20 protein-coding genes and 1 tRNA gene are annotated in these 22,473 nt (G+C 62.1%); 11 read left to right on the forward strand and 10 right to left on the reverse strand.

The window, feature by feature from the left end; all coding sequences use genetic code 11:
- Positions 1-35: 35 nt before the first annotated feature.
- Positions 36-1,436 (forward strand): L-serine ammonia-lyase, encoded by a 1,401-nt coding sequence (locus tag BLU39_RS20925; protein WP_092716467.1) that lies wholly within the window; start codon positions 36-38, stop codon positions 1,434-1,436.
- Between the two features lie 167 nt (positions 1,437-1,603).
- On the opposite strand, the gene BLU39_RS20930 is transcribed toward BLU39_RS20925, so the two are convergent.
- Positions 1,604-2,344: an AAA family ATPase gene (locus tag BLU39_RS20930; RefSeq protein WP_092716470.1), complete on the reverse strand. Its 741-nt coding sequence runs from the start codon at positions 2,342-2,344 to the stop codon at positions 1,604-1,606.
- Positions 2,345-2,613: 269 nt separating this feature from the next.
- Here BLU39_RS20930 and thrC point away from each other — a divergent pair, with 269 nt between their 5' ends.
- Genes thrC through moaD form a run of 3 tightly spaced genes read left to right on the forward strand, consistent with a single transcriptional unit; the run spans position 2,614 to position 5,586 of the window.
- Complete coding sequence (gene thrC, locus BLU39_RS20935) at positions 2,614-4,095, forward strand: threonine synthase (protein ID WP_092716472.1); 1,482 nt, start codon at positions 2,614-2,616, stop codon at positions 4,093-4,095.
- Entirely contained in the window at positions 4,095-5,321 is a 1,227-nt protein-coding gene (glp, locus tag BLU39_RS20940) for a molybdopterin molybdotransferase MoeA (protein WP_092716474.1), read from the forward strand. The genes thrC and glp overlap by 1 nt, the downstream gene beginning before the upstream one ends.
- Before the next feature lie 10 nt (positions 5,322-5,331).
- Positions 5,332-5,586: a molybdopterin converting factor subunit 1 gene (gene moaD / locus BLU39_RS20945; RefSeq protein ID WP_092716476.1), complete on the forward strand. Its 255-nt coding sequence runs from the start codon at positions 5,332-5,334 to the stop codon at positions 5,584-5,586.
- A 41-nt stretch (positions 5,587-5,627) separates the two neighbouring features.
- Here the strand turns inward: moaD and BLU39_RS20950 are convergent, their stop codons facing one another.
- Positions 5,628-5,861, reverse strand: a complete 234-nt coding sequence (locus BLU39_RS20950) for a hypothetical protein (RefSeq protein ID WP_092716478.1) — start codon at positions 5,859-5,861, stop codon at positions 5,628-5,630.
- A gap of 154 nt (positions 5,862-6,015) precedes the next feature.
- Between BLU39_RS20950 and BLU39_RS20955 the strand changes: the two genes are divergently transcribed.
- Positions 6,016-7,272 carry a TIGR03862 family flavoprotein gene (locus BLU39_RS20955; RefSeq protein ID WP_092716480.1) on the forward strand — a complete coding sequence of 419 codons (1,257 nt, stop codon included), beginning with the start codon at positions 6,016-6,018 and terminating at the stop codon, positions 7,270-7,272.
- Here BLU39_RS20955 and BLU39_RS20960 read toward each other — a convergent pair.
- From BLU39_RS20960 to hpnC, 6 genes are all read right to left on the reverse strand, one after another.
- Entirely contained in the window at positions 7,259-8,065 is an 807-nt protein-coding gene (locus BLU39_RS20960) for a head GIN domain-containing protein (protein ID WP_092716482.1), read from the reverse strand. The two genes, BLU39_RS20955 and BLU39_RS20960, sit on opposite strands and share 14 nt — an antisense overlap.
- Before the next feature lie 10 nt (positions 8,066-8,075).
- A complete protein-coding gene (locus BLU39_RS20965) occupies positions 8,076-8,846 on the reverse strand; it encodes a DUF1700 domain-containing protein (protein WP_092716484.1) in 771 nt (256 codons plus the stop codon).
- Between the two features lie 22 nt (positions 8,847-8,868).
- Entirely contained in the window at positions 8,869-9,024 is a 156-nt protein-coding gene (locus BLU39_RS28705; RefSeq protein WP_175539377.1) for a hypothetical protein, read from the reverse strand.
- A gap of 130 nt (positions 9,025-9,154) precedes the next feature.
- A complete protein-coding gene (gene hpnE, locus BLU39_RS20975; RefSeq protein ID WP_092716489.1) occupies positions 9,155-10,522 on the reverse strand; it encodes a hydroxysqualene dehydroxylase HpnE in 1,368 nt (455 codons plus the stop codon).
- Complete coding sequence (gene hpnD, locus BLU39_RS20980; protein ID WP_092716492.1) at positions 10,515-11,348, reverse strand: presqualene diphosphate synthase HpnD; 834 nt, start codon at positions 11,346-11,348, stop codon at positions 10,515-10,517. The genes hpnE and hpnD overlap by 8 nt, the downstream gene beginning before the upstream one ends.
- A 46-nt stretch (positions 11,349-11,394) precedes the next feature.
- Complete coding sequence (gene hpnC / locus BLU39_RS20985; protein WP_092716494.1) at positions 11,395-12,276, reverse strand: squalene synthase HpnC; 882 nt, start codon at positions 12,274-12,276, stop codon at positions 11,395-11,397.
- A gap of 289 nt (positions 12,277-12,565) precedes the next feature.
- On the opposite strand from hpnC, the gene BLU39_RS20990 reads away from it, so the two are divergent.
- The 3 genes from BLU39_RS20990 to BLU39_RS21000 all read left to right on the forward strand — a co-directional run bounded on the left by BLU39_RS20990 (position 12,566) and on the right by BLU39_RS21000 (position 17,070).
- A complete protein-coding gene (locus BLU39_RS20990) occupies positions 12,566-13,729 on the forward strand; it encodes an efflux RND transporter periplasmic adaptor subunit (protein ID WP_092716496.1) in 1,164 nt (387 codons plus the stop codon).
- The gene (locus tag BLU39_RS20995; RefSeq protein WP_092716498.1) at positions 13,726-16,824 is read left to right on the forward strand and encodes an efflux RND transporter permease subunit; all 3,099 of its coding nucleotides are present in this window, start codon (positions 13,726-13,728) and stop codon (positions 16,822-16,824) included. The genes BLU39_RS20990 and BLU39_RS20995 overlap by 4 nt, the downstream gene beginning before the upstream one ends.
- Before the next feature lie 163 nt (positions 16,825-16,987).
- Positions 16,988-17,070 (forward strand) — tRNA-Leu (locus BLU39_RS21000).
- A gap of 59 nt (positions 17,071-17,129) precedes the next feature.
- Here BLU39_RS21000 and BLU39_RS21005 read toward each other — a convergent pair.
- Positions 17,130-18,092: a hypothetical protein gene (locus BLU39_RS21005; protein WP_139178418.1), complete on the reverse strand. Its 963-nt coding sequence runs from the start codon at positions 18,090-18,092 to the stop codon at positions 17,130-17,132.
- Between the two features lie 68 nt (positions 18,093-18,160).
- Positions 18,161-18,283, reverse strand: a complete 123-nt coding sequence (locus BLU39_RS29210) for a hypothetical protein (RefSeq protein ID WP_302848399.1) — start codon at positions 18,281-18,283, stop codon at positions 18,161-18,163.
- 600 nt (positions 18,284-18,883) lie between these two features.
- On the opposite strand from BLU39_RS29210, the gene tig reads away from it, so the two are divergent.
- From tig to clpX, 3 genes are all read left to right on the forward strand, one after another.
- Positions 18,884-20,224: a trigger factor gene (gene tig / locus BLU39_RS21010; RefSeq protein ID WP_046685568.1), complete on the forward strand. Its 1,341-nt coding sequence runs from the start codon at positions 18,884-18,886 to the stop codon at positions 20,222-20,224.
- A gap of 76 nt (positions 20,225-20,300) precedes the next feature.
- Positions 20,301-20,927, forward strand: coding sequence for an ATP-dependent Clp endopeptidase proteolytic subunit ClpP (gene clpP, locus BLU39_RS21015; protein WP_034751013.1), 627 nt, complete (start codon positions 20,301-20,303; stop codon positions 20,925-20,927).
- 200 nt (positions 20,928-21,127) lie between these two features.
- Positions 21,128-22,396, forward strand: a complete 1,269-nt coding sequence (gene clpX, locus BLU39_RS21020; RefSeq protein WP_034751010.1) for an ATP-dependent Clp protease ATP-binding subunit ClpX — start codon at positions 21,128-21,130, stop codon at positions 22,394-22,396.
- The last annotated feature ends 77 nt before the right edge of the window (positions 22,397-22,473 follow it).

A 22,473-nucleotide genomic window follows, 5' to 3' on the forward strand; every position in this document is an offset into this window, starting at 1 on the left:
CATTCATAAAACATACAAATATAAAGAGACACTACATGGATATGAGCGTATTTGACCTGTTTAAGATCGGCATCGGGCCGTCGAGTTCCCACACGGTGGGACCGATGGTGGCGGCGCGGCGTTTTCTGGTCGAATACGGTCCGCTGGACCAGGTGGTGGGCGTCGAGGCGGCCCTGTATGGCTCGCTGGCGCTGACGGGCGTGGGCCATGCCACGGACAAGGCCGTCATTCTTGGCCTGATGGGCGAAACGCCGCAAGACGTGGCGCCCGATGAAGTCGACAGCAAGCTGGCCGCCATCGAGGCGGCCGGCGAAATCGCCTTGCTGGGCACGCACGTGGTGCCATTCACGGCCGCCACGGGCCTGGTCTGGCACAAGAGCGAATCCCTGCCCGAACACCCGAACGGCATGCGCTTTACCTTGAAACTGGCGGACGGCAGCCGTGTCGACAAGGTGTATTACTCGATCGGCGGCGGTTTTATCCGCGAGGCAGGCGAGGCGCAAGCGGAAGCGGCCGTGGAATCGGCCGCCAGCGCGCGAGTCGTCTTCCCCTTCGATACCATGGCGCAATTGCTGGCGCACGGCGTGGAAAGCGGTTTGTCGATTCCTGAAATGCTGCGTGCGAACGAGTGCGTCAAGCGCAGCGAAGAGGAATTGAACGCAGGCCTGGACCGCATCTGGCACGTCATGCGCGACTGCATCGCGCACGGCCTGGAAACGACGGGCAACCTGCCGGGCGGCTTGAACGTGAAGCGCCGCGCCGCCAAATTATGGCGCTTGGCGCAGGAGGCGAAGGCGTCCGACAACCGCGCCAACGACTTGCCGCACGACGCCGTGCACCTGGTCAGCCTGTACGCGATGGCCGTCAACGAGGAAAACGCGGCCGGCGGCAGGGTCGTGACGGCGCCGACCAATGGCGCGGCCGGCATCATCCCGGCCGTGCTGCGCTACTACGCGCAGGATTGCCGCCCCAGCGATCCGGTCGGCGGCGTGCGCCGCTTCATGCTGACGGCGGCGGCCATCGGCATGCTGTGCAAGCGCAATGCCTCGATCTCGGGCGCCGAAGTGGGCTGCCAGGGGGAAGTGGGCGTCGCTTGCGCCATGGCGGCGGCCGGGCTGGTGGCGGCCCTGGGCGGCACGAACGAGCAGATCGAAAACGCTGCCGAAATCGGCATCGAGCACCACCTGGGCATGACGTGCGACCCCATCGGCGGCCTGGTGCAGATTCCCTGCATCGAGCGCAACGGCATGGGCGCCGTGAAAGCCATTACGGCCGCCTCGCTGGCGCTGAAGGGCGACGGCACGCATTTCGTCAGCCTCGACGAAGTCATCGAAACCATGCGCCAGACGGGCGCGGACATGCAGGACAAGTACAAGGAAACGTCGCTGGGCGGCTTGGCCGTGCATGTGATTACGGTCAATCACGCTGCTTGTTGAGGCGCCGGTGGTGTTGTCGGATTACGCGCTCACGCGCTAATCCGACCTACGGTAAGTGGCAATGTCGCAGGTCGGCGTTGGTGGGCGTTGGTGGGCGTAGGTCGGCGTAGGTCGGCGTAGGTCGGCTTAGCGCAAAGCGCGTAAGCCGACAAGCACCATCCAATACCTCACTCCTCCTCAAACAACTGCTCCAGCCTCCTCGGGTAGTTATTCAAGAAATCGCGCGTCACGGCATAGTGTTCCGTGTCTTCATACGCCACTTCGTGGATGCCGCCACCCGTGAACATCAAAATCTTTGCGTTCGGGTAGGCGAGCAGAATCGGCGAATGGGTGGCGATGATCAGCTGGGAGTCGTCCTGCACCAGCTGGTGGATCACGGACAATGCCGCCATCTGGCGGCTCGGCGACAGCGCCGCCTCGGGTTCGTCCAGCAAATATAAACCCTTGCCCCGCAGCTTGTTGATCAGGGTCGCCATGAACGCTTCGCCGTGCGATTGCGCATGCAGCGACTTGCCGCCGTAGCTGCCCAGGTACTCGGGCATCCCGTCCATGTAGGTGGCGACGTTGAAAAAGCTCTCGGCGCGCAGGAAATAGCTGTCTTCGGGCTTCTTGTAGCTCTTGCTCAGGCGCAGATGCGCGTGCAAGCCCGATTCCTCGTCCGACGGCAGGGCGATGCGCACGTTGCGCGTGCCGCCATCCTTGCCGAAGCCCAGCCCCACGGCCAGCGCTTCGAGCATGGTCGATTTGCCGCTGCCATTCTCGCCCACGAAAAACGTCACGTCCCGGTGGAAGTCCATGTGCACGAAGTCGCGGATGGCGGGGATGGTGAATGGATAGTGATCGAGGTCGACGACGGCGTCGTGGCGCAGCGCGGCGCTTTGCAGATACGGTTTTTTACTCAGCGACATGGCCGGTTTTCGACTCCAATATTGATCATGGCAAGGGACACTCAGCACAGTGTGGCGCAAATCGGCGTCGCGCGCCAGTGGGTACGCCAGCCATCTTCGCCTGGCTTGATCTCATGCATTATGGATGGTTTGGCAACACACGGACTCTCCAATTGTCGCATCTTGACCTGGCTGACGCCACGCGATTCGCCTTGGACGGCGGCTGGCACTATAATATCCGCTGCCATTCATGATCAACCGCACTCAGCTCAACTGGACTCTTCAAATTTATGCATTACGTGTCTACCCGCGCTGATAAAGCGCCATCGAATCTGCAGCAATTCTCCGACATCCTCCTGGGCGGCCTGGCCCCCGATGGCGGACTGTATCTCCCTGAACACTATCCGCAAGTCACTGGTGCCGAGCTCAACGCCTGGCGCACATTATCGTATGCCGACCTGGCATTCGAAATCCTGAAGAAGTTCGCCACCGATATCCCGGCCGCGGACCTGAAGGCACTGACGGCGAAAACCTATACCAAGGCAGTCTACAAGAACGCCCGCGCCGGCGAAAACGCGGCCGACATCACGCCGCTGCGCGTGCTCGAAGAAAACATCGTCAAGGGCGGATCGACCACCCTGATGCTGCAAGCGCTGTCGAACGGCCCGACCCTGGCCTTCAAGGACATGGCCATGCAGCTGCTGGGCAACCTGTTCGAATACACCTTGGCCAAGCACGACGCCGAGCTCAATATCTTCGGCGCCACCTCGGGCGACACGGGCAGCGCGGCCGAATACGCGATGCGCGGCAAGAAGGGCATCCGCGTCTTCATGCTGTCGCCGCACAAGAAAATGAGCGCCTTCCAGACGGCGCAGATGTTCAGCCTGCAAGACCCGAACATTGTCAACATCGCCGTCGAAGGCGTGTTCGACGATTGCCAGGACATGGTCAAGGCCGTGTCGAACGACTTGCCGTTCAAGGCCAAGCAGAAGATCGGCACCGTCAATTCCATCAACTGGGCGAGGGTCGTGGCGCAAGTCGTTTACTACTTCCGCGGCTATCTGGCGGCCACCACCAGCAACGAGCAAAAAGTGTCGTTCACGGTGCCGTCTGGCAACTTCGGCAATATCTGCGCCGGCCATATCGCCCGCATGATGGGGCTGCCGATCTCGAAACTGGTGGCGGCGACGAATGAAAACGACGTGCTCGACGAATTTTTCCGCACGGGCGTCTACCGCGTGCGCAAGTCGGCCGAGACATACCACACGAGCAGCCCGTCGATGGACATCTCGAAAGCGTCGAACTTCGAGCGCTTCGTCTACGACCTGGTGGGCCGCGACAGCGAGCGCGTGCGTGCCCTGTTTACGAAAGTGGAAACGCACGGCGGCTTCGACTTGTCGGGCAAGCCCGGCAGCGACGGCGACGAATTCAAGCTGGTGGCCAAATACGGCTTCAAGTCGGGCAAGTCCACGCACCAGGACCGCCTCGACACCATCCGCGACGTGGCCGACGACTACGGCATCACCATCGACACGCACACGGCCGACGGCATCAAGGTGGCGCGCGAGCACCTGGAGCCCAACGTGCCGATGATCGTGCTGGAAACGGCGCTGGCGGCCAAGTTCAACGAAACCATCCTCGAAGCGCTGGGCGTGGACGCGGAACGCCCGGCCGGCTTCGAGAACATCGAAGACTTGCCGCAAAAGTTCGTCGTGATGGACACGGACGTGGAAAAAATGAAGGCGTACATCGCCGCCAATACGGGTTTGTGATGACAGACGCCAGCACTGTACGCAAGCCGATGCTGTCGGTGGCCGAGGCGCAAGCCTTCATGCTGGGCGCGGCGCGCCCGGTGGCCGAGGTGGAACTGGTCGACACCATGCGCGCCAACGGCCGCGTGCTGGCGGCCGCGCAGACGTCGACCCTGAACGTGCCCGAGCGCGACAACACGCAGATGGATGGCTATTGCGTGCGCGCGCAGGATTGCGCCAGCGGCGCGGCCAGCTTGCCCGTGTCGCAGCGCATCGCGGCCGGCCACGTGGGCCAGCCGCTGCAACCGGGGACGGCGGCGCGCATCTTCACGGGCGCCCTGATCCCGGAAGGCGCCGACTGCGTCGTGATGCAGGAGCAGTGCACCGTGCTTGATGGCGTGGTGACGGTCAATCACGTGCCGAAAGCGGGCGAATGGGTGCGCCGCCAGGGCGAGGATATCCGCGCCGGCGGCGTGATCCTCGGCGCGGGGCGTCGCCTGCGCAGCCAGGAAATGGGCCTGGCCGCCTCGGTGGGACTGGCCCAAGTTCCCGTGCTGCGCAAGCTGCGCGTCGCCGTGTTTTTTACGGGCGACGAGCTGGCCATGCCGGGCCAACCGCTGGCGCCGGGCGCCGTCTACAACTCGAACCGTTTTACCTTGCGCGGCTTGCTGGAAAACCTGGGCTGCGAGATCACGGACCTGGGCATCGTGCCCGACAGCCTGGAGGCGACGAAGGCCGTGCTGCGCCAGGCGGCCCAGGGCAATGATCTGATCATCACCTCGGGCGGCGTGTCCGTGGGCGAGGAAGACCATATCAAGCCGGCCGTGGAAGCGGAAGGGCGGCTGAACATGTGGCAGATCGCCGTCAAGCCGGGCAAGCCGCTGGCGTTTGGCGAAGTGCGGGATGCCTTCTTTGTCGGCTTGCCCGGCAATCCGGTGTCGAGCTTTGTCACGTTTTTGCTGTTCGTGCGCCCGTTCATCCTGCGCCTGCAAGGCGTGGCGGGGAATCTGGCGCCGCGCAGCTACATGCTGCCCGCCGCTTTCGAGCGCCAGAAGGCGGACAAGCGCAACGAGTTCTTGCGTGCCAAGGTCAATGACGAGGGCGAGCTGGAACTGTTTGCCAACCAGAGTTCGGGCGTGCTGACCTCCACCGTGTGGGGCGACGGCTTGATCGATTGCCCGCCGGGGCTGTCGATCGCGCGCGGCGACATGCTGCGTTTCATCCCGTTTAATGAATTGCTGTACTGAGGAAGCATCGATGAAGATCAATCTGCGTTTTTTTGCCAGCGTGCGCGAGCTGGTGGGCACCGGCCATGAAGTGCTGGAAGTAGCCGAGCCGCTGACGGTGGGCGCGGTGAGGGCGCTGCTGATCGCCCGCGGCGGCAACTGGGAATACGCGCTGGCGCAGGGCCGCGCGCTGCGCATGGCGCATAACCAGGTGATGTGCGACGCCGATACCGTGACGGGCGATGGCGACGAGGTGGCGTTTTTCCCGCCCGTGACGGGCGGTTAAGAATACCCACTGAGGAAAATGGCCGCTGATGCGGCCATTTTTTATCGCGGCTTGACCTTGGGCTCGTCCCCGCTGCACGTGGCGCAGGCGACGGCTTTCCGGTAGCGCCAGTATTTCGAGCCGATGAAGATGGCCGAGGCCACCAGTGCCCAAGCAAGTGCGCCCAGCAAGCTGGCCTTGCTCACGTTGCCTTTGCTGTAATCGACCACCGTCAGGATGATGAATAGAATCGAGCTGGCCAGCAAATAGCGGGAAATCCAGAATCCTGCGCCCATGTGTATCTCCTCTTGTCGTCTCGTTGTCTCGTGAAGTCCAGGTGCCGATCATTGCGGCATGTCCGCGCAGTATGCATCATTTTTCGGCATTCTTGCCATCCATCGGCCGTATCTCGACTAAAATGCCGGGGTTTTCACCGTCTTCCAGCTTGCCATGACCAACTCCAGTTCCCCCCCGTTTCACATCGCCGTCATCGGCGGCGGCCCCGCCGGCCTGATGGCCGCCCAGGCGGCCACCGACCAGGGGGCAAAGGTGGAACTGTTCGACGCCATGCCGTCCGTCGGCCGCAAATTCCTGCTGGCGGGGCGGGGCGGCATGAACATCACGCATGCGGAAGGCTACCAGGCCTTCGTCTCGCGCTACGGCAGGCAGGCGGGCCGGGTGAAGCCGGCGCTGGACCAGTTCGGCCCGCAAAAAGTGCGCGACTGGGTGCACGGCCTGGGCGTGGAGACCTTTGTCGGCTCCTCGAACCGCGTCTTCCCGACGGACATGAAGGCGGCGCCCCTGCTGCGCGCCTGGCTGCACCGCCTGCGCGAAGCGGGCGTGCAATTTCACATGCGCCACCGCTGGACGGGCTGGCAAGATGAGGATGGCCAGCTGGCCTTTGCCACGCCGGACGGCGAATGCCTGCGCTCCTTCGACGCCGTGATCCTGGCGCTGGGCGGCGGCAGCTGGGCGCGGCTCGGTTCCGATGGCGCGTGGGTGCCGCTGCTGCAAGGGCAGGGCGTGGCCGTGCAAGCGCTGGCGCCGGCCAATTGCGGCTTCGACGTGGACTGGAGCGAGTATTTCAGCAGCCGCCATGCGGGCGAGCCGCTGACGACTGTGGCCATCACGGCGCACGACATCGACGGCTTGCGGATCAAGCGCCAGGGCCAGTTCGTCATCACGGCGGGCGGCGTGGAAGGCAGCCTGATTTATGCCTTGTCGGCCGCGCTGCGCGAGCAGATCGCGCGCGACGGCAGCACCACCATCTGGCTCGACCTGGCGCCCGACCACAGCCATGAACGGGTATTCGAGGAAGTGACGCGCCCCCGTGGCGCCCGTTCCATGTCCAGCCACCTGAATAGCCGGCTGGGCATCAAGGGCGTGAAATCGGGCTTGCTGCGCGAATGCCTGAGCGCCGCCGACTTTGCCGACGAGGCGAAGCTGGCGGCCGCCATCAAGCTGCTGCCCGTCACACTCGTACGCCCGCGCCCCATCGATGAAGCCATCAGCAGCGCCGGCGGCGTGCATTTCGATGGCGTCGACGGCAGCATGCTGCGCGCCATGCCGGGCGTCTTCGTGGCGGGCGAAATGCTGGACTGGGAAGCGCCGACGGGCGGCTACCTGCTGACGGCCTGCCTGGCGCAAGGCAAGGCGGCCGGCGAGCAGGCCGTCAGTTGGCTGGAAGAGAAGGTCAATGCCAGGTAATTTCGCCTGATCCGCTCTTTTGCGCTTCGCGCTGGCGCGGGTTGCCGTGGACGTGGATGTCGCCGCTGCCGCGCAAGGTCAGGTTGGCGGCGTCGCGCACGAAGACGGTGCTCTGGCCCGAGCCTTGCAGGCTGACGCTGGCCTTGTCGGCGGCCAGGTGCTCGGCATCGATGTCGCCCGAACCGCTCAGGTCGGCACGGAGGAATTTCGAGTTGCCGCTGGCGGCGATGCGCCCGGAGCCCACCATTTCCAGCACCACGCTGTCGCTGTTGCCGGCATTGATGTCGAGGTCGCCGCTGCCGTTGACGGTCGCTTGCACCTGCTTGTAGCGGCCCGTGAAGCTGACATTGCCAGATCCCATCAATTCCAGAATAAAGCTGTCGCCGCTAAATCCCGTGATCTTGCTGTCGCCATTGCCGTGCACGTCCAGGCGCACGAGGGCCGGCAGCACCAGCTCCACCTGCAGCGGCTGGCGGTGGTGGAACAGCATGCCTTTCGGGCCGATATGCAGGGTCGTGCCATCGGCCGTCGTGTCGACGTTCGACAGCAAACGCTGCTCGCCGCTCACTTTCAGCGATGGCGTGGCGCCGCGGCGCAGCACCAGGTCGATGGGGCCGGCCAGGTCGATGCTGTTGATGGTGGCGGCAATCGGGCGCGTTTCGCTGCGCACGGCGCGGCCGGCAGCGCTGCTGGGATTGCTGATTCCCTTGGCGCGCAGCGCCGCATACGACATGGCGATCAGGACCAGCGCCAGCAAGAGCATGGACAGGCCAACTTTGAGCAAGCGTTTCATGGCAGCCTTTCTAGTGACCTTTGAGCAGGGAAACATTCATGGCGATGTAGCGCTTGATACCGATCAAGGTATAGCGCGTGACCACCAGACTGAGCAGGAAGATGGCGATGCCGCCGAGCAGCATGCCCATGCCGAAGACGGTTTGCGTGGTGCGCGCATCGCGGTCCATGTCGGTGGAGATGCGGATGCCGCCGCCGGCCAGCGCTTCGGCCCGCTCCATCACGCGCGATGACGCGCCCGGCGTCGCCGGTTCGGCCTTGACGGGGCCGGGCAGGTGATCGACTTCGATGCCCGCGTCGCCGATGGTGATGCGCGTTTCGCGCCGTTCGTCGCCATCGTCGTTCTGGATGAAAACGTGGCGCAGCGGGCCATCGAGCACCAGTTCATTGGCGCCGGACAATCCGCTGGCCGTGATGGCGATGCCGGCCAGGTAAAAGCTCAGGCCGACGGCATACAGGGTGGCTAGCAGGGCCGCGTACACGGCGGCAGGCACGACCATGAACAGGTTGAAGATGGCCAGGCCCACGAGCGAGACGAGCAGGCGCAGCAGGTTAACGGGCGTTTTCTTGTGTTCGAACGCCTGGCGGTGGGTGCTGCCGCGCAAGGTGAGGGCGATCTTTTTCGGGTCGCCCAGGTCGTCGGCGATTTCGTGCTCGCTGCGGCCGGCCGCAGCGCCTTCGATGAAGGTCTGTTCGTAGTAATCGAGGGTCTTGGCCACCAGGTCCGGTGGCAAGCCTGTCAGCGCGCGCCGCAGTGCGTCGAGATAATCTTGCTTGTTCATCCTATTCTTTCTGTCCGCCGCCTCAGCCCATGGCCGGCAGCAGCATGCTTGCCTGGCTCAGCAGCAATGGCGGTTGTGGCGTCTGCTGTGCGTGAATGACGATCAAGGTGGCCATCACCACACAAGCGAGCAGCGCCAAGGCTTTCAAGCTATTTTTCAAGTGCAAGGTGGTGTGCATGGTATTCCCCGTGGTATGGCCGTTGTCGATGATCAGACTGTACCCAAGCGCACGCGGGCGCACCAGCGCGGTGCGACAGAATGCAATTTCGCGGGGGCGAGCGACACCAGGGCAGGATGCACCGTCAAGTCTACTTTGCAGTCTTGCCCGTGGTGATGGCCCTGGCCGCCGCCACGCCGCTGCGCACGGCCGCCTCGATGGTGGCCGGATAGTCTTGCGTCCGGTCATCATTGGCCGTGTAGTCGCCGGCCAGCAGCAAGCCCGGCACGCCGCTGGCGTTGCCGGGACGCGCCAGGTCCGGCGTGCAGGCAAAGGTGGCGCGCTTTTCCGTGATCAGTTGCGTCCAGGCAGGTTGCGCCAGTTCCGGGCGCTGCAGCATCTGCGCCAACTGCGTGGCGATCGCTTGCGCCAGCGGACCATGGCCTTGCTCGGCGGCGGGGCCGGAGGCGCTGATGACGACGGCCAGCAAGCCTGGCTGGCTGGCGTCGAGCTGGCCCCGGTCAAAGACGAACTGGCCCCAGTGCTGCTGTGCCGGCGTATCGACGAGGGCGTAGAACGGCAAGTCCAGGCGCACCGAGGCGTCGTACCGCAGGTAGCAGGTGCTGATGGCTTCCGGCGTGAAGGCTTGCATTTTGGTAATAACGTCGTCGAGGCGTGTGTCGTGCAAGCCTTGCAGCAGCGTGGCCGCCTGCACGGATGAAGTGGCGACGATGACCGCATCATAGTGTTCGCCGTCATCGAGTTGCCAGCGGCCATCGGGCAGCGCTTGCAAGGCGGAAACCTTGGCGCCCGTGCGGACTTCGCCGCCATGCCGTGTCACATGGCGGGCGGCCGCGTCGGGCAGCAGGCTACTCAAATCCGCTTTCGGGATCAGCATGTCGGATGCGCGGCGGCGCGATGCGCCCAGGCTGTCGCGCAGCACGTTGATGAAGACGCGGGCCGAGGCCCGCTCGGGCGGGGTATTGAGCGCGGCCAGGCACAGCGGGTGCCACATCAGGCGGTTCAAGTTGTCCGTCTGGTCGAAGCGCTGCAGCAATTCGCTGACCGTGCAATCGTTGTACAGCTGCCAGCCCATCGTCCGCATGGCCGTGGAAAAACGCATCAGGGCCAGCTTGTCGGCGCGCAATAATCCTTTGGCGCGCAGCAAGGCCCAGGCCAGGTGCAGCGGCGCGGGCAGGCGGGGCGCGATGAAATCCATGCCTTTGGCACCGGCCGGATAGCGCATCTGCAGGGGCAGGGTGAGGATCAGTTCGGCAGGGTCTTGGCCCGCGAGCTTGATCAGCCGCAGGGTTTCCGTGTACGCGCCCAGCAGGATGTGCTGGCCGTTGTCGAGCACCATGCTTTCGCGTTCGACCCGGCGCGCCCGCCCACCCAGGGTGCGCGCCGCTTCGTAGACGGTGACGGCGTGGCTGGCGCGCGCCAGTTCCATGGCCGCCGCGCAGCCGGCCCAGCCGGCGCCGATGACGGCGTAGCGCTGCTTCACGCCACTCTTAGCCACGGACCCAGGTCTTCCAGGCCAGCCACAGTTTGCGGATCGGCGTGAGCGAGATGCGCTGCTTCAGCACGTGGTAGCCGTCGCGCTCGACTTCGTTGAGCAGGGTGCGGTAGATGGCGGCCATGATCAGGCCAGGGCGCTGGGCGCGGCGGTCCTCGGCGGGCAAGAGCGCGAACGCTTCGTCGTAGGCCTGTTGCGCGCGCGCCACTTGGAAACGCATGAGGTTTTCAAAGTTTTCGCTGTGGCGTGCGTTCAGCAAGTCGGCGGCCGTCACATTGAACTGCTGCAATTCGCTGATCGGCAGATAGATGCGCCCCTTGCGCGCATCTTCGCCCACGTCGCGGATGATGTTGGTCAGCTGGAAGGCGTGGCCCAGCTTTTCCGCGTACAGCAGGGTTTCCGGGCGGGTCGCGCCAAAGATGCTGGCCGACAAGATGCCCACCACGCTGGCCACGTGCCAGCAATAGCGGCTCATGGCCTGGTAATCGAGGTAGCGGGTCTGGTTCAAGTCCATTTCCATGCCGTCGATGATGGCCTGCAAATGCTTTTCTTCCAGTGTATAGATGTTCAGGTGCGGCTGCAGCGCGCGCATCACGGGATGCGTGGGGTTGCCCTCGTACATGGCCTTGACTTCCTTGCGCCACCAGACCAGCTTGGTGCGTGCCACGGCTTCGTCCGTGCATTCGTCGACCGTGTCATCGACTTCGCGGCAGAAGGCGTACAGGGCCGTGATGGCCTTGCGGCGCTCGGCCGGCAGGAACAGGAAGCTGTAGTAGAAGCTGGAGCCGCTCTGGGCGGCCTTTTGTTGGCAGTATTCGTCGGGAGACATAGTCAAAAGAGCAAGGGTTGCAGATCGAAGCCGCTATTCTATCGTCTTACAGAGTGGGCGACGGGGGAAAAGCCGTTTTTACTTGTGTCTCTTGATGCAGGCTTTTGCGCGACATGCGCAGGGCGCGCCAGAAAATGATCAGCCAGTCGCGTTTCTCCAGCTTGGGGCGGCGCCGGAACACGTCGTAATTGACGGCTTCGATGCATTCGAGGATGCGCAATCCCCCTTGCACCACCAGGCGCAGTTCCCAGCCGATGCGCCCGCGCAAACGCAGGGCCAGCGGCGCGCCGGACAGCATCAGGGCGCGCGTGCGGGCCACTTCGAAGCGCATCAGGGCACTCCACTTGCCATGCGCCTCGGGCCGCTCGAAGGCGGCGGCGGAAACGGCAAAGCGGCTCAAGTCTTCCATCGGCAGGTAGATGCGTTCTTTTTGCTGGTCGATGGCGACGTCTTGCAAGAAATTAATTAGTTGCAAAGCTGAGCATATGGCATCGGAATCGCGTACATTCTGTTCATCGGCCGCACCGTACAGGTGCAGCATCAGCAGCCCCACGGGGTTGGCCGAGCGGGCGCAGTAATCGAGCACGTCGTCAAAGCTGGCGTAGCGCGTCGTTTCCACATCCTGCTTGAAGGCGGACAACAGGTCGTAAAACGGCTTCAGCGGCAGTTCGTGTTTGGCGATGACGCCAGCCAGGCGCTCGAACATGGCGGCGTTCTCGCCAGCATGGCCTTCATGGCGGGCGATGCGGCCCAGCGCCTCTTCGTAGGCGTGCAGGGCGGACAGGCGCTCGGCCGGCCTGGCGTCGCCTTCATCGGCCAGGTCGTCGGCGCTGCGGGCGAAGGCATAGATGGCTTCGACGGCCGGCACCAGGCGGCGCGGCAGTAAAAATGATGCAACAGGAAAATTTTCGTAATGGTCTACAGGCATGAACACACTTCTCTAGTCTTGCGTTTGTCCGGCCCCCTCCCACGCTGGAGTGTGGCCGGACGTTGTACGGCTGAAGATTAATGACGCATAAGTCACTAAAAACTTTTACGCACGATTATAATTAATAACCAGAAAGTCATTAGCGGTAAATCACTCGCCGCCATGACCAAGCTGATATTGTCACAAATTTAAGGATATCGCGTGCGAAAAAGTTTGGCTTAACCCAAAGGGCAAGCAAAAAGTTTCTCCGCATAAAAATATTACAGCCCGCATAGTAAAGGAAAATACCTTGTTTGCCCTGAAAACCCTGCGCCTCGAGACCGGCGCATCCGCACTTCCCGCCCTGCGGCTGATCGCCGCCGCAGCCCTCGCGCTGACCCTGGCCGCCTGTTCCAAGCCTGCCGTCAAAGTGGAAGACGTGCGCCCCGTGCGCGCCATCGTGTTGTCTAGCAGTAATGTTGACGTCAGTGCCGAGCTGTCGGGCGAAGTCGTGCCCCGCGTCGTGTCGCAGCTGGGTTTCCGCGTGGGCGGCAAGATCGTCGCGCGCAAGGTCGACGTGGGCGCCACCGTCAAGAAGGGGCAGGTGCTGATGCAGCTCGACCCCGTCGACTTGCAGCTGTCGCAGGCGCAAGCCAAGGCTAGTCTGGTGAGTTCGGAGACGAGCCGCGACCTGGCGCGCGCGGAATTGAAGCGCTACCAGGATTTGCGCGAGAAAAATTTCGTCAGCCAGGCCGTGCTCGATGGCAAGGATGCCACCTACAAGGCGGCGCAGGCGAACGTGGAAGCGGCCCAGGCCCTGTACCGGGGCCAGGCGAACCAGTCCGGCTACGCCAGCCTGCTGGCCGACGTCGATGGCGTCGTCACGCGCATCGAGGCTGAAGTGGGGCAGGTGGTGGCGCCCGGCGCACCCGTCGTGCAAGTGGCCAGGAGCGGCGAAAAGGAAGTCGTGATCGGCATTCCCGAAGACAAGGTCGAGACCTTGCGCGGCGTCAAGGATGTGGTCGTGCGCCTGTGGGCCGACCCGAAGCAGGGCTTGCCCGGCAAGATACGCGAAGTGTCGCCCGTGGCCGATGCCGCCACGCGCACCTATATCGCCAAGGTCAGCATCCCGGACGCGCCGCGCGTGCGCCTGGGCATGACGGCCGTGGTGCAGTTCGCCTCGCAAACGGCCACGCCGCAGATCAAGGTGCCGTTGACGGCCCTGTTCAATGAAAAATCGCAAAGTTCCGTGTGGGTGGTGGAAAACGGCGCCGTGAAGCTCGTGCCCGTGACGGTGGGCGGCGTGGCGGGCAATGAGTTGCTGCTGGCCTCGGGCGTGAAAGCGGGGCAGACGGTGGTCACGGCCGGCGTCAACCTGCTCAAGCCGGGCCAGAAAGTGACCATCCTCGGCGCCGAACTGGCCAGCAAGCCCGATGTGGCCGCTGCCGCCGTTACCGTGGGTGCGGCCAAATGAAGGGCGGCTTCAATCTGTCGCGCTGGGCCCTTGAGCACATCCCGCTGACGCGCTACCTGATGGCCGTGCTGCTGATCGGCGGCATGCTCAGCTACGCCAACCTGGGCCAGGATGAAGATCCCCCGTTCACTTTCCGCGCCATGGTCTTGCAAGCGTACTGGCCCGGCGCCACGGCCCTGCAGATGGCCGAGCAGGTGACGGACAAGCTGGAAAAGAAACTGCAGGAAACGCCGTACATCGACGAGATCACCAGCTATTCGAAGCCGGGCGAAACCCTGATCCTGCTGGAGCTGCGCGAATCGGCGCCGCCCAAGGAAACGGCCGCCGCCTGGTATCAGGTGCGCAAGAAGATCGGCGACATCAAGGGCACTTTGCCGTCCGGCGTCGTGGGACCGTTCTTCAACGACGAGTTCGGCGACACGTACGGTTCCATCTTCGCCCTGTCCGCCGACGGTTTTACGTACGCGGAAATGAAGGATTACGCGGACAAGGTGCGCCAGGAGCTGCTGGCCGTGGGGCAGGTATCGAAAGTGGAACTGTTCGGCGTGCAAGATGAAAAGATCAATATCATCTTTTCGCACAAGAAATTTGCCCAGCTGGGCATTCCATTCGACGCCATCGTGCAGCAATTGTCCGAGCAAAACAGCATCAACGCCACGGGCGTGCTGGTGACGCCAACCGATAATCTGCAAGTGCGGGTGACGGGCGCCATGGTCACCGTCAAGGACCTGGAAAACCTGGAACTGCGCGCCAACGGCACCACTTTCCGCCTCGGCGACTTTGCCACCGTGAAACGCGAATTTATCGATCCGCCGAAGGACAAGATGCGTTTCAACGGCAAGGAAGTGATCGGCCTGGGCGTATCGATGGAAAAGGGCGGCAACATCATCGACATGGGCAAGGCCTTGCAGGCCACCGTCACGCGCATGAAGCGCGAATTGCCGGTCGGCATAGAATTGCAGCGCGTGTCGAACCAGCCGGAAGCCGTGTCCGCTTCCGTGGGCGAATTCGTGCATACCCTGATCGAAGCCATTCTGATCGTGCTGGCCGTCAGCTTCGTCGCGCTGGGCTTGCACACGAAGCCGCTGCGCATCGACGTTCGGCCGGGCCTGGTGGTGGCGCTGACCATCCCGCTGGTGCTGGCCGTCACCTTCCTGTTCATGCGCCTGCTCGACATCGACTTGCACAAGATTTCCCTGGGTGCCCTGATCATCGCGCTGGGCTTGCTGGTCGACGACGCCATCATCGCCGTCGAGATGATGGTGCGCAAGATGGAAGAGGGCATGTCGCGCTTCGACGCGGCCACGTTCGCCTACACGTCGACGGCCATGCCCATGCTGACGGGTACCCTGATCACGGTGGCGGGCTTCCTGCCCATCGGCCTGGCCAAGTCGGCCGCCGGCGAATACACGTTCTCGCTGTTCTCCGTCAATGCGCTGGCCCTGATCATTTCGTGGGTGGTCGCCGTCGTTTTCACGCCCTACATCGGCTACATCTTGCTGAAAGTGAAACCGCACGCGCATAACGACCATGAATTGTTCGATACGCCGAACTTCCGCCGCTTCCGCCGCGCCGTCACCTGGTGCGTGGAATGGCGCAAGACCACGATCGCCGCCACCCTGGCTATCTTTGCGCTGGGGATTTACGGCTTTAACTTTATCGAAAAGCAATTCTTCCCCGATTCCAGCCGTCCGGAACTGATGGTGGAACTGTGGTCGCCCGAAGGCACGACGTTTGCCGCAAATGAAAAGCAGGTCAAGAAATTCGAGGCGTTCGTCAGCAAGCTCGACGGCGTGGAAAGCGTGACCAGCTACGTGGGCACGGGCAGTCCCCGTTTCTATTTGCCGCTGGACCAGATTTTTCCGCAGACCAATGTGTCGCAAGTGGTGGTCTTGCCGAAGAGCCTGGCTGAACGCGAACGCTTGCGCCAGCAAATCGTCGATGTCTTCAAGAAGGATTTCCCGGAAGTGCGGGGCCGGGTCAAGCTGTTGCCGAATGGACCGCCGGTGCCGTATCCCGTGCAATTTCGCGTCATGGGGCCGGAAGTGGCTGGCGTGCGGGCCATCGCCGACCAGGTCAAGGACGTCATGCGCGCCAATCCGAACACGCTGGGCGTGAACGACAACTGGAATGAATCGGTGAAAGTATTGCGCCTGGACCTGGACCAGGACAAGATGCGCGCGCTGGGTGTCACCTCGAAAACGGTGATGCAGGCGGCCAATACGATTCTGTCGGGCACGGTCATCGGCCAGTTCCGCGAAGACAACAAGCTGATCGACATCCAGGTGCGCCAGCCGCTGGAAGAACGGGCGACGATTTCCGTGTTGAATGACACGAATATCCCGACGGCAACGGGCAAGTCCGTGCCGATCTCGCAGCTGGCCCGCGCGCATTTCGTGTGGGAGCCCGGTGTCGTCTGGCGCGACAAGCGCGAATGGGCCATCACCGTGCAGTCGGACGTGATCGATGGCATCCAGGGCGCCACCGTGTCGACGCAACTGGCGCCGCAGCTGGACGCCTTGCGCGCCAAGTTGCCGGCCGGCTACCGCATCGTCGTGAAAGGCGTGGCGGCCGACAGCGGCGAGGCGGAAGCGTCGATCTCGGCCAATTTGCCGCTGGCCATCTTCATCATCTTCACCTTGCTGATGCTGCAGCTGCACAGTTTTTCCCGTGCACTGCTCGTTTTCCTGACGGGGCCGCTGGGCGTGGCGGGTGCCGCCTTTGCCTTGCTGGCGCTGGGCCGGCCACTGGGTTTCGTGGCCAACCTGGGCATCATCGCGCTGTTCGGCATGATCATCCGCAACTCGGTGATCCTCGTCGACCAGATCGAGCAAGACATCAATGACGGTTCGGCGCCCTGGGACGCCATCATCGACTCGGCCGTGCGCCGCTGCCGTCCCATCGTGCTGACGGCTGCTGCCGCCGCGCTGGCCATGATTCCCTTGTCGCGTTCCGTGTTCTGGGGACCGATGGCCGTGGCCATCATGGGCGGCCTGATCCTGGCGACGGCCTTGACCTTGCTGTTCCTGCCGGCCTTGTATGCGGCCTGGTTCCGGGTCAAGAGGCCGGAGCCGGTGACCGCAACAGAAGGCTAGGAGCCAGCGCCAGGGTGCTGGCATAAAAAAGGCGGCATTCCTCTGGGAAATCCAGTAGAATGCCGCCTTTGCTTTACCGAGGGCTTGCTCTATCAGTCCACGGTAGCCAGATCGCTCCCGAGTTGTTAAAATCAGGAGCAGCCTGTGGCAAGCAATGCAAAATGCGGATGTGGTGGAATTGGTAGACACGCTGGTCTTAGAAGCCAGTGCTTCGGCTTGGGAGTTCGAGTCTCCCCATCCGCACCAATCCGGGTTGTTCCAGCCCGGACGTGCAGCACCATCAAGATATTCTCCAAGGCATGCAATTAGCCGAGTGCGCCCAGTTGCCGGCTCGACTGCCGCACCATCTGTGCAATCAGTGTCTGCGCCTGCGGGTAGCCGCTTCTTTCCATCAAATCATCATCTTCAGCCAACGGCCACAGCGCCTGCAAGACGCGTTGCCGTGCCTGCGGCCAGTTGTGTTCCTGCTTCTGTGCTGCCGGCGGCAGTTCCCTGTCCAGCATGTGCAGGGCCTCGCGCGTCTGCGCCAGCTCTCGCTCTGCCTGCGCGGCCAGCGTGTCGCTGCGGGGCGGTGGCTGCTGCGCCAGATAAGTGTCGAGCTTGCGGCTCTGGCGCTCGTACAGGTCGAGCAGTAAATGCACGGTGGCGCCGCCTGGCCGCCGTCGCGTGTCGAGTGCGTTGAGCACATCGAGCAGCCAGTCCGTCATCTGCCGCCCGGCCAGTCCCAGTTCCGGCCAGGCCGTGCCGTGCAATTGCTCGCCCAGGTAGCGGGCACGGTCGATGGCGCGCCGGCTGCCGCTCATGTGCTGGCCGATGGGGCCGTACTGTGACGCGAGCGCCGCTTCCTGCCGCTCGGCCAGCAGGCACAGCAAGGCCAAGTGGACATACACGTGAAAGGCGGCCAGGGTGCGGTGGGCATCCCAATAGTGATTGCCCTCAATATCAGGCGCATTCCACAGCGAGCAGACCCTGGCGCCATCCTCGCGCGCATAGTCGGGCGCCAGCAGGCTGTGGCCGTGGCGGAAATCGTACAGTTTCTGGTGCGGCGATTCGTGCAGCAAATGCTCGGCCAGCCACCAGGGATTGCCGATCAGTTCCTGGTTCAGGAAGACGCTGCCGTTGACGCGAAATTGCGAACTGGACGTCTTGCCGCGCCACGTGTCCAGCTTGGGAAACAGGGCGATCAATTGCACGTGAGAAAGCGCGCTGGCCGTCAAACGGGGCAGCAAGGTTTCCAGCAAGCCTAGCCCGCGGCGCGCCGTAGGCACTGCCGCCTCAGGCGACGGTGGGGTGGTCGTGGTCGTGGTGGCCGTCGCCCTTCATGCGCAATTCCATTTCATCGACTTCCGTCTGGATTTTTTTGCAGATCGTCGTCGCTGACGCCCTCGAGCAGGCGGCTGAGGACCATTTGCAGCTTGGCTTTGGCGTTGCTGGAACTGCCGGATGTGCTGTCACTCATGATGTTTTCTCCACTAAATTCACTTGGGGACAGAAGAAAAGGCTTAGGTTTGCCTGAAAAATGGCCAAATTGAGGTAAATCAAAGGTTTTTTGCCTGAAATCTTCGCTGTGAGCGCATTTCTTTGTTTCGGACGGAGCGCCAGTTCGCATATACTAATGAACGAAGCAGGCTGGAAAGCCTGTCTCTGGCGAAATAAAGAATGCCGGGGCAAGAGTAAAGACAGGGCACCCCCAGGCTGTGGCGACTCGTTCGCCGCCGCTGGTATCCTCTGTGGCCGGGCTGCAAAGCCAGCCACTTTCCCGAAGTCCTTTGTTATAATGCCACGCTTTACCGAATGATGGCCGGCCCTGCATATACTTAGACGCATGGCTGGACGCTCGGAGCCCTGTCGCAGTACTGGAAGCGGCGGATTGTTTGGTGCCTGGTGCGGGTTTTTCCTCAGCCGGGTAGACCAGGTCCATCGTCCTGTTTCCCGTACTTTTACAGATGAATATGCGAGCGAGTGAAGCTGGACCCATGTCTTGCCGCCAGTGATGGCGCAAGGGGTCGGGTCTTCTTTTCTCGCACCAACAGTGTTTATTTTTTGGACGATTTTTTACATGGCAACTGCAGTCGAAACCTTGGGCAAACTCGAACGTCGTATCACGATCTCCTTCCCGCTGACGGACGTCCGCACGGAAGTTGAGAAGCGCCTGAAAGTGCAAGCCCGTACGGCTAAGGCACCGGGCTTCCGTCCGGGCAAAGTGCCGTTGAAAATGGTCGCAGCACAATACGGCTACCAAATTGAATCGGAAGTGCTGAATGACAAAGTCGGCCGCGCGTTCAACGACGCCGCCAACGAAAACAATCTGCGCGTGGCCGGTTTCCCGAACATCGTGCCGAAAGAAGAAGCCGCCGAAGGCCAGCTGGCTTTCGACGCCACGTTCGAAGTGTATCCGGAAGTCGCCATCGGCGACCTGACGGCCGTTGAAATCGAAACCGTGCAAGCCGACGTGTCGGAAGCCGAAATCGACAAGACCATCGACATCCTGCGCAAGCAGCGCGTGCACTTCCACACCAAGGGCGAAGCTGGCGAACACGGCGACGGCGGCGAAGCGATCGCTGCCAACGGCGACCGCGTGACCGTCGACTTCGTCGGCTCGATCGACGGCGTTGAATTCCCAGGCGGCAAAGCTGAAGGCTACGCTTTCGTGCTGGGCGAAGGCCGCATGCTGCCAGAATTCGAAGCAGCGACCTTGGGCCTGAAAGTGGGCGAGTCCAAGACGTTCCCATTGTCGTTCCCTGAGGACTACCATGGCAAGGACGTTGCCGGCAAAACCGCATCGTTCACCATCACCCTGCAAAAGCTGGAATGGGCGCACCTGCCGGAAGTCGATGCCGAATTCGCCAAATCGCTGGGCGTTGCCGATGGCGACCTGGCCAAAATGCGCGAAGACATCAAAGTCAACCTGCAACGCGAAGTCGCTGGCCGCGTGAAAGCACGCAACAAGGAAGCCGTCATGGACGCGCTGATCAAAGTTGCTGAGCTGGAAGTGCCAAAAACGCTGATCGCTCAAGATTCCGAGCGCCTGGCCGAAATGACCCGTCAAGACATGGCGCAGCGCGGCATGAACGTCAAGGACGTGCCTTTCCCAGCAGAACTGTTCGCGGAAAAAGCCGAGCGTCGCGTACGCCTGGGCCTGATCCTGTCGCAACTGGTGGGCGACAACAACCTGCAGGCAACGCCTGAGCAAGTCAAGGCGCAAATCGAAGATTTCGCCCAAAGCTACGAAGACCCACGCGAAGTGCTGAAGTACTACTACAGCGACCGTCGTCGCCTGGGTGAGATCGAAGCCCTTGTATTGGAAGAAAACGTCGTCACTTACGTGTTGGGCCTGTCGAAAGTCACGACGAAAGCAGTTGCTTTCGACGAACTGATGGGAAGCAACGCACAAGCGTAAACCAGTTGGTATTGGGATGCCGGCTCTCGCCGAAAGGTGAGGGCGGCATCCCCTAACTGCTTCACAAGGAAATGAAATGACAGGTATGAACCGTAATCCGGCGCTGGACACAGAGATGCTCGGCCTGGTGCCGATGGTGGTGGAACAAAGCGGTCGCGGCGAGCGCTCGTATGATATTTACTCGCGCCTGCTGAAGGAACGCTTGATTTTCATGGTCGGCCCGGTCAATGACCAGATGGCCAACCTGGTTGTCGCCCAGCTGCTGTTCCTGGAAAGCGAAAATCCGGAAAAGGAAATCTCGCTCTACATCAACTCGCCAGGTGGTTCGGTTTCGGCCGGCATGGCCATCTACGACACCATGCAGTTCATCAAGCCGGACGTCTCGACCCTGTGCACGGGCATGGCTGCCTCGATGGGCGCTTTCCTGCTGGCCGCTGGCGCCAAGGGCAAGCGTTTCTCGCTGCCGAACTCGCGCATCATGATTCACCAGCCGTCCGGTGGTTCGCAAGGCATGGCGTCCGACATCGAGATCCAGGCAAAGGAAATCCTTTACCTGCGCACCCGCTTGAACGGCATCATGGCCGAGCGCACGGGCCAGTCGATCGAACAGATCGCCAAGGACACCGACCGCGACCGTTTCATGTCCGCCGACGAGGCCGTTGAGTATGGTTTGATCGACAAAGTGTTGACCAGCCGCGCTTGATGAGCCCCTACCGGTATTGCTAAGTACGTAAGTAAACGCCCGGGCGATCAAACGTTCGGGCGTTTCGCTTTTATTTCGGGTAGCATGGAGCTTGTGCACGTTGTTGACTTGCGCCATGGGTAGCGGCCTTTCCGGGCAGCAACCATCATCCGGCTTGCGATTTTGCAATATTGTTAATGCAGTTCCAACCAAAATGCCTTATGTCAGACAAAAAATCCTCTAGCGGCGAAAAATTACTGTATTGCTCGTTCTGCGGCAAAAGCCAGCACGAGGTGAAGAAACTCATCGCCGGCCCGTCCGTCTTCATTTGCGACGAGTGCATCGACCTGTGCAACGACATCATCCGTGATGAAACGTCGAGCATCGAGACGGTGACCGGTACCAAATCCGACCTGCCGACGCCGCAAGAAATCGCCGCCTTGCTCGATCAGTACGTGATCGGCCAGCAGACTGCCAAGCGCATCCTGTCGGTGGCGGTGTACAACCATTACAAGCGCCTCAAGCACCTGGGCAAGAAAGACGACATCGAACTGGCCAAGAGCAACATCTTGCTGGTCGGTCCTACCGGCTCGGGCAAGACCCTGCTGGCACAGACCCTGGCGCGCATGCTCAACGTACCGTTCGTGATCGCCGACGCCACCACCCTGACCGAAGCCGGTTACGTGGGCGAGGACGTGGAAAACATCATCCAGAAGTTGCTGCAAAGCTGCAACTACGACGTCGAGAAAGCCCAGCGCGGCATCGTCTACATCGATGAGATCGACAAGATTTCGCGCAAGTCCGACAATCCGTCCATCACGCGCGACGTGTCGGGCGAGGGCGTGCAGCAAGCCTTGCTGAAATTGATCGAAGGCACGATGGCTTCCGTGCCGCCACAAGGCGGCCGCAAGCACCCGAACCAGGATTTCGTGCAGATCGACACGACCAACATCATGTTCATCTGCGGCGGCGCCTTTGACGGCCTGTCGAAAGTGATCGCCAACCGTTCCGAGAAGAGCGGCATCGGCTTCTCGGCCACGGTGCGCAGCAAGTCGCAAAGCTCGGCCAGCGAACTGATGCTGCAAGCGGAACCGGAAGATCTGGTCAAGTTCGGTCTGATCCCGGAACTGGTGGGACGTCTGCCCGTCATCGCCACCCTGGCGGAGTTGACGGAAGAGGCGCTGATCCAGATCCTCGTCGAGCCGAAGAATGCGCTGATCAAGCAGTATTCGAAGCTGCTCGACATGGAAGGCGCGGAACTGGAGATTCGTCCGGCCGCCCTGCATGCGATCGCCAAGAAGGCGCTGGCGCGCAAGACCGGTGCCCGTGGCCTGCGTTCCATCCTGGAACATGCTTTGCTGGACGTGATGTACGAACTGCCGAGCGAACAAAATGTGGTGAAGGTCGTCATCGACGAAAATACCATCACCAGCGGTGCCAAACCTTTGTTGATTTATCAAGAGACTGCCAAGGCCTCCGGAGAAAATTGAAAACTGCCGAGACAAATGCATAAAAAGGGTTTTGATTCCTTAATGCATGGCAGTACAATTTAAATCAATGAGTGCAG

Source organism: Janthinobacterium sp. OK676 (assembly GCF_900103595.1).
GTDB lineage: Bacteria > Pseudomonadota > Gammaproteobacteria > Burkholderiales > Burkholderiaceae_D > Janthinobacterium.

Bases quoted from the DNA above. Each gene is read 5' to 3' on its own strand.
- BLU39_RS20925 (WP_092716467.1), top strand. From the start codon at position 36: ATGGATATGAGCGTATTTGACCTGTTTAAGATCGGCATCGGGCCGTCG.
- BLU39_RS20930 (WP_092716470.1), bottom strand. From the start codon at position 2,344: ATGTCGCTGAGTAAAAAACCGTATCTGCAAAGCGCCGCGCTGCGCCAC.
- thrC (WP_092716472.1), top strand. From the start codon at position 2,614: ATGCATTACGTGTCTACCCGCGCTGATAAAGCGCCATCGAATCTGCAG.
- glp (WP_092716474.1), top strand. From the start codon at position 4,095: ATGACAGACGCCAGCACTGTACGCAAGCCGATGCTGTCGGTGGCCGAG.
- moaD (WP_092716476.1), top strand. From the start codon at position 5,332: ATGAAGATCAATCTGCGTTTTTTTGCCAGCGTGCGCGAGCTGGTGGGC.
- BLU39_RS20950 (WP_092716478.1), bottom strand. From the start codon at position 5,861: ATGGGCGCAGGATTCTGGATTTCCCGCTATTTGCTGGCCAGCTCGATT.
- BLU39_RS20955 (WP_092716480.1), top strand. From the start codon at position 6,016: ATGACCAACTCCAGTTCCCCCCCGTTTCACATCGCCGTCATCGGCGGC.
- BLU39_RS20960 (WP_092716482.1), bottom strand. From the start codon at position 8,065: ATGAAACGCTTGCTCAAAGTTGGCCTGTCCATGCTCTTGCTGGCGCTG.
- BLU39_RS20965 (WP_092716484.1), bottom strand. From the start codon at position 8,846: ATGAACAAGCAAGATTATCTCGACGCACTGCGGCGCGCGCTGACAGGC.
- BLU39_RS28705 (WP_175539377.1), bottom strand. From the start codon at position 9,024: ATGCACACCACCTTGCACTTGAAAAATAGCTTGAAAGCCTTGGCGCTG.
- hpnD (WP_092716492.1), bottom strand. From the start codon at position 11,348: ATGTCTCCCGACGAATACTGCCAACAAAAGGCCGCCCAGAGCGGCTCC.
- hpnC (WP_092716494.1), bottom strand. From the start codon at position 12,276: ATGCCTGTAGACCATTACGAAAATTTTCCTGTTGCATCATTTTTACTG.
- BLU39_RS20995 (WP_092716498.1), top strand. From the start codon at position 13,726: ATGAAGGGCGGCTTCAATCTGTCGCGCTGGGCCCTTGAGCACATCCCG.
- BLU39_RS29210 (WP_302848399.1), bottom strand. From the start codon at position 18,283: ATGAGTGACAGCACATCCGGCAGTTCCAGCAACGCCAAAGCCAAGCTG.
- tig (WP_046685568.1), top strand. From the start codon at position 18,884: ATGGCAACTGCAGTCGAAACCTTGGGCAAACTCGAACGTCGTATCACG.
- clpP (WP_034751013.1), top strand. From the start codon at position 20,301: ATGACAGGTATGAACCGTAATCCGGCGCTGGACACAGAGATGCTCGGC.
- clpX (WP_034751010.1), top strand. From the start codon at position 21,128: ATGTCAGACAAAAAATCCTCTAGCGGCGAAAAATTACTGTATTGCTCG.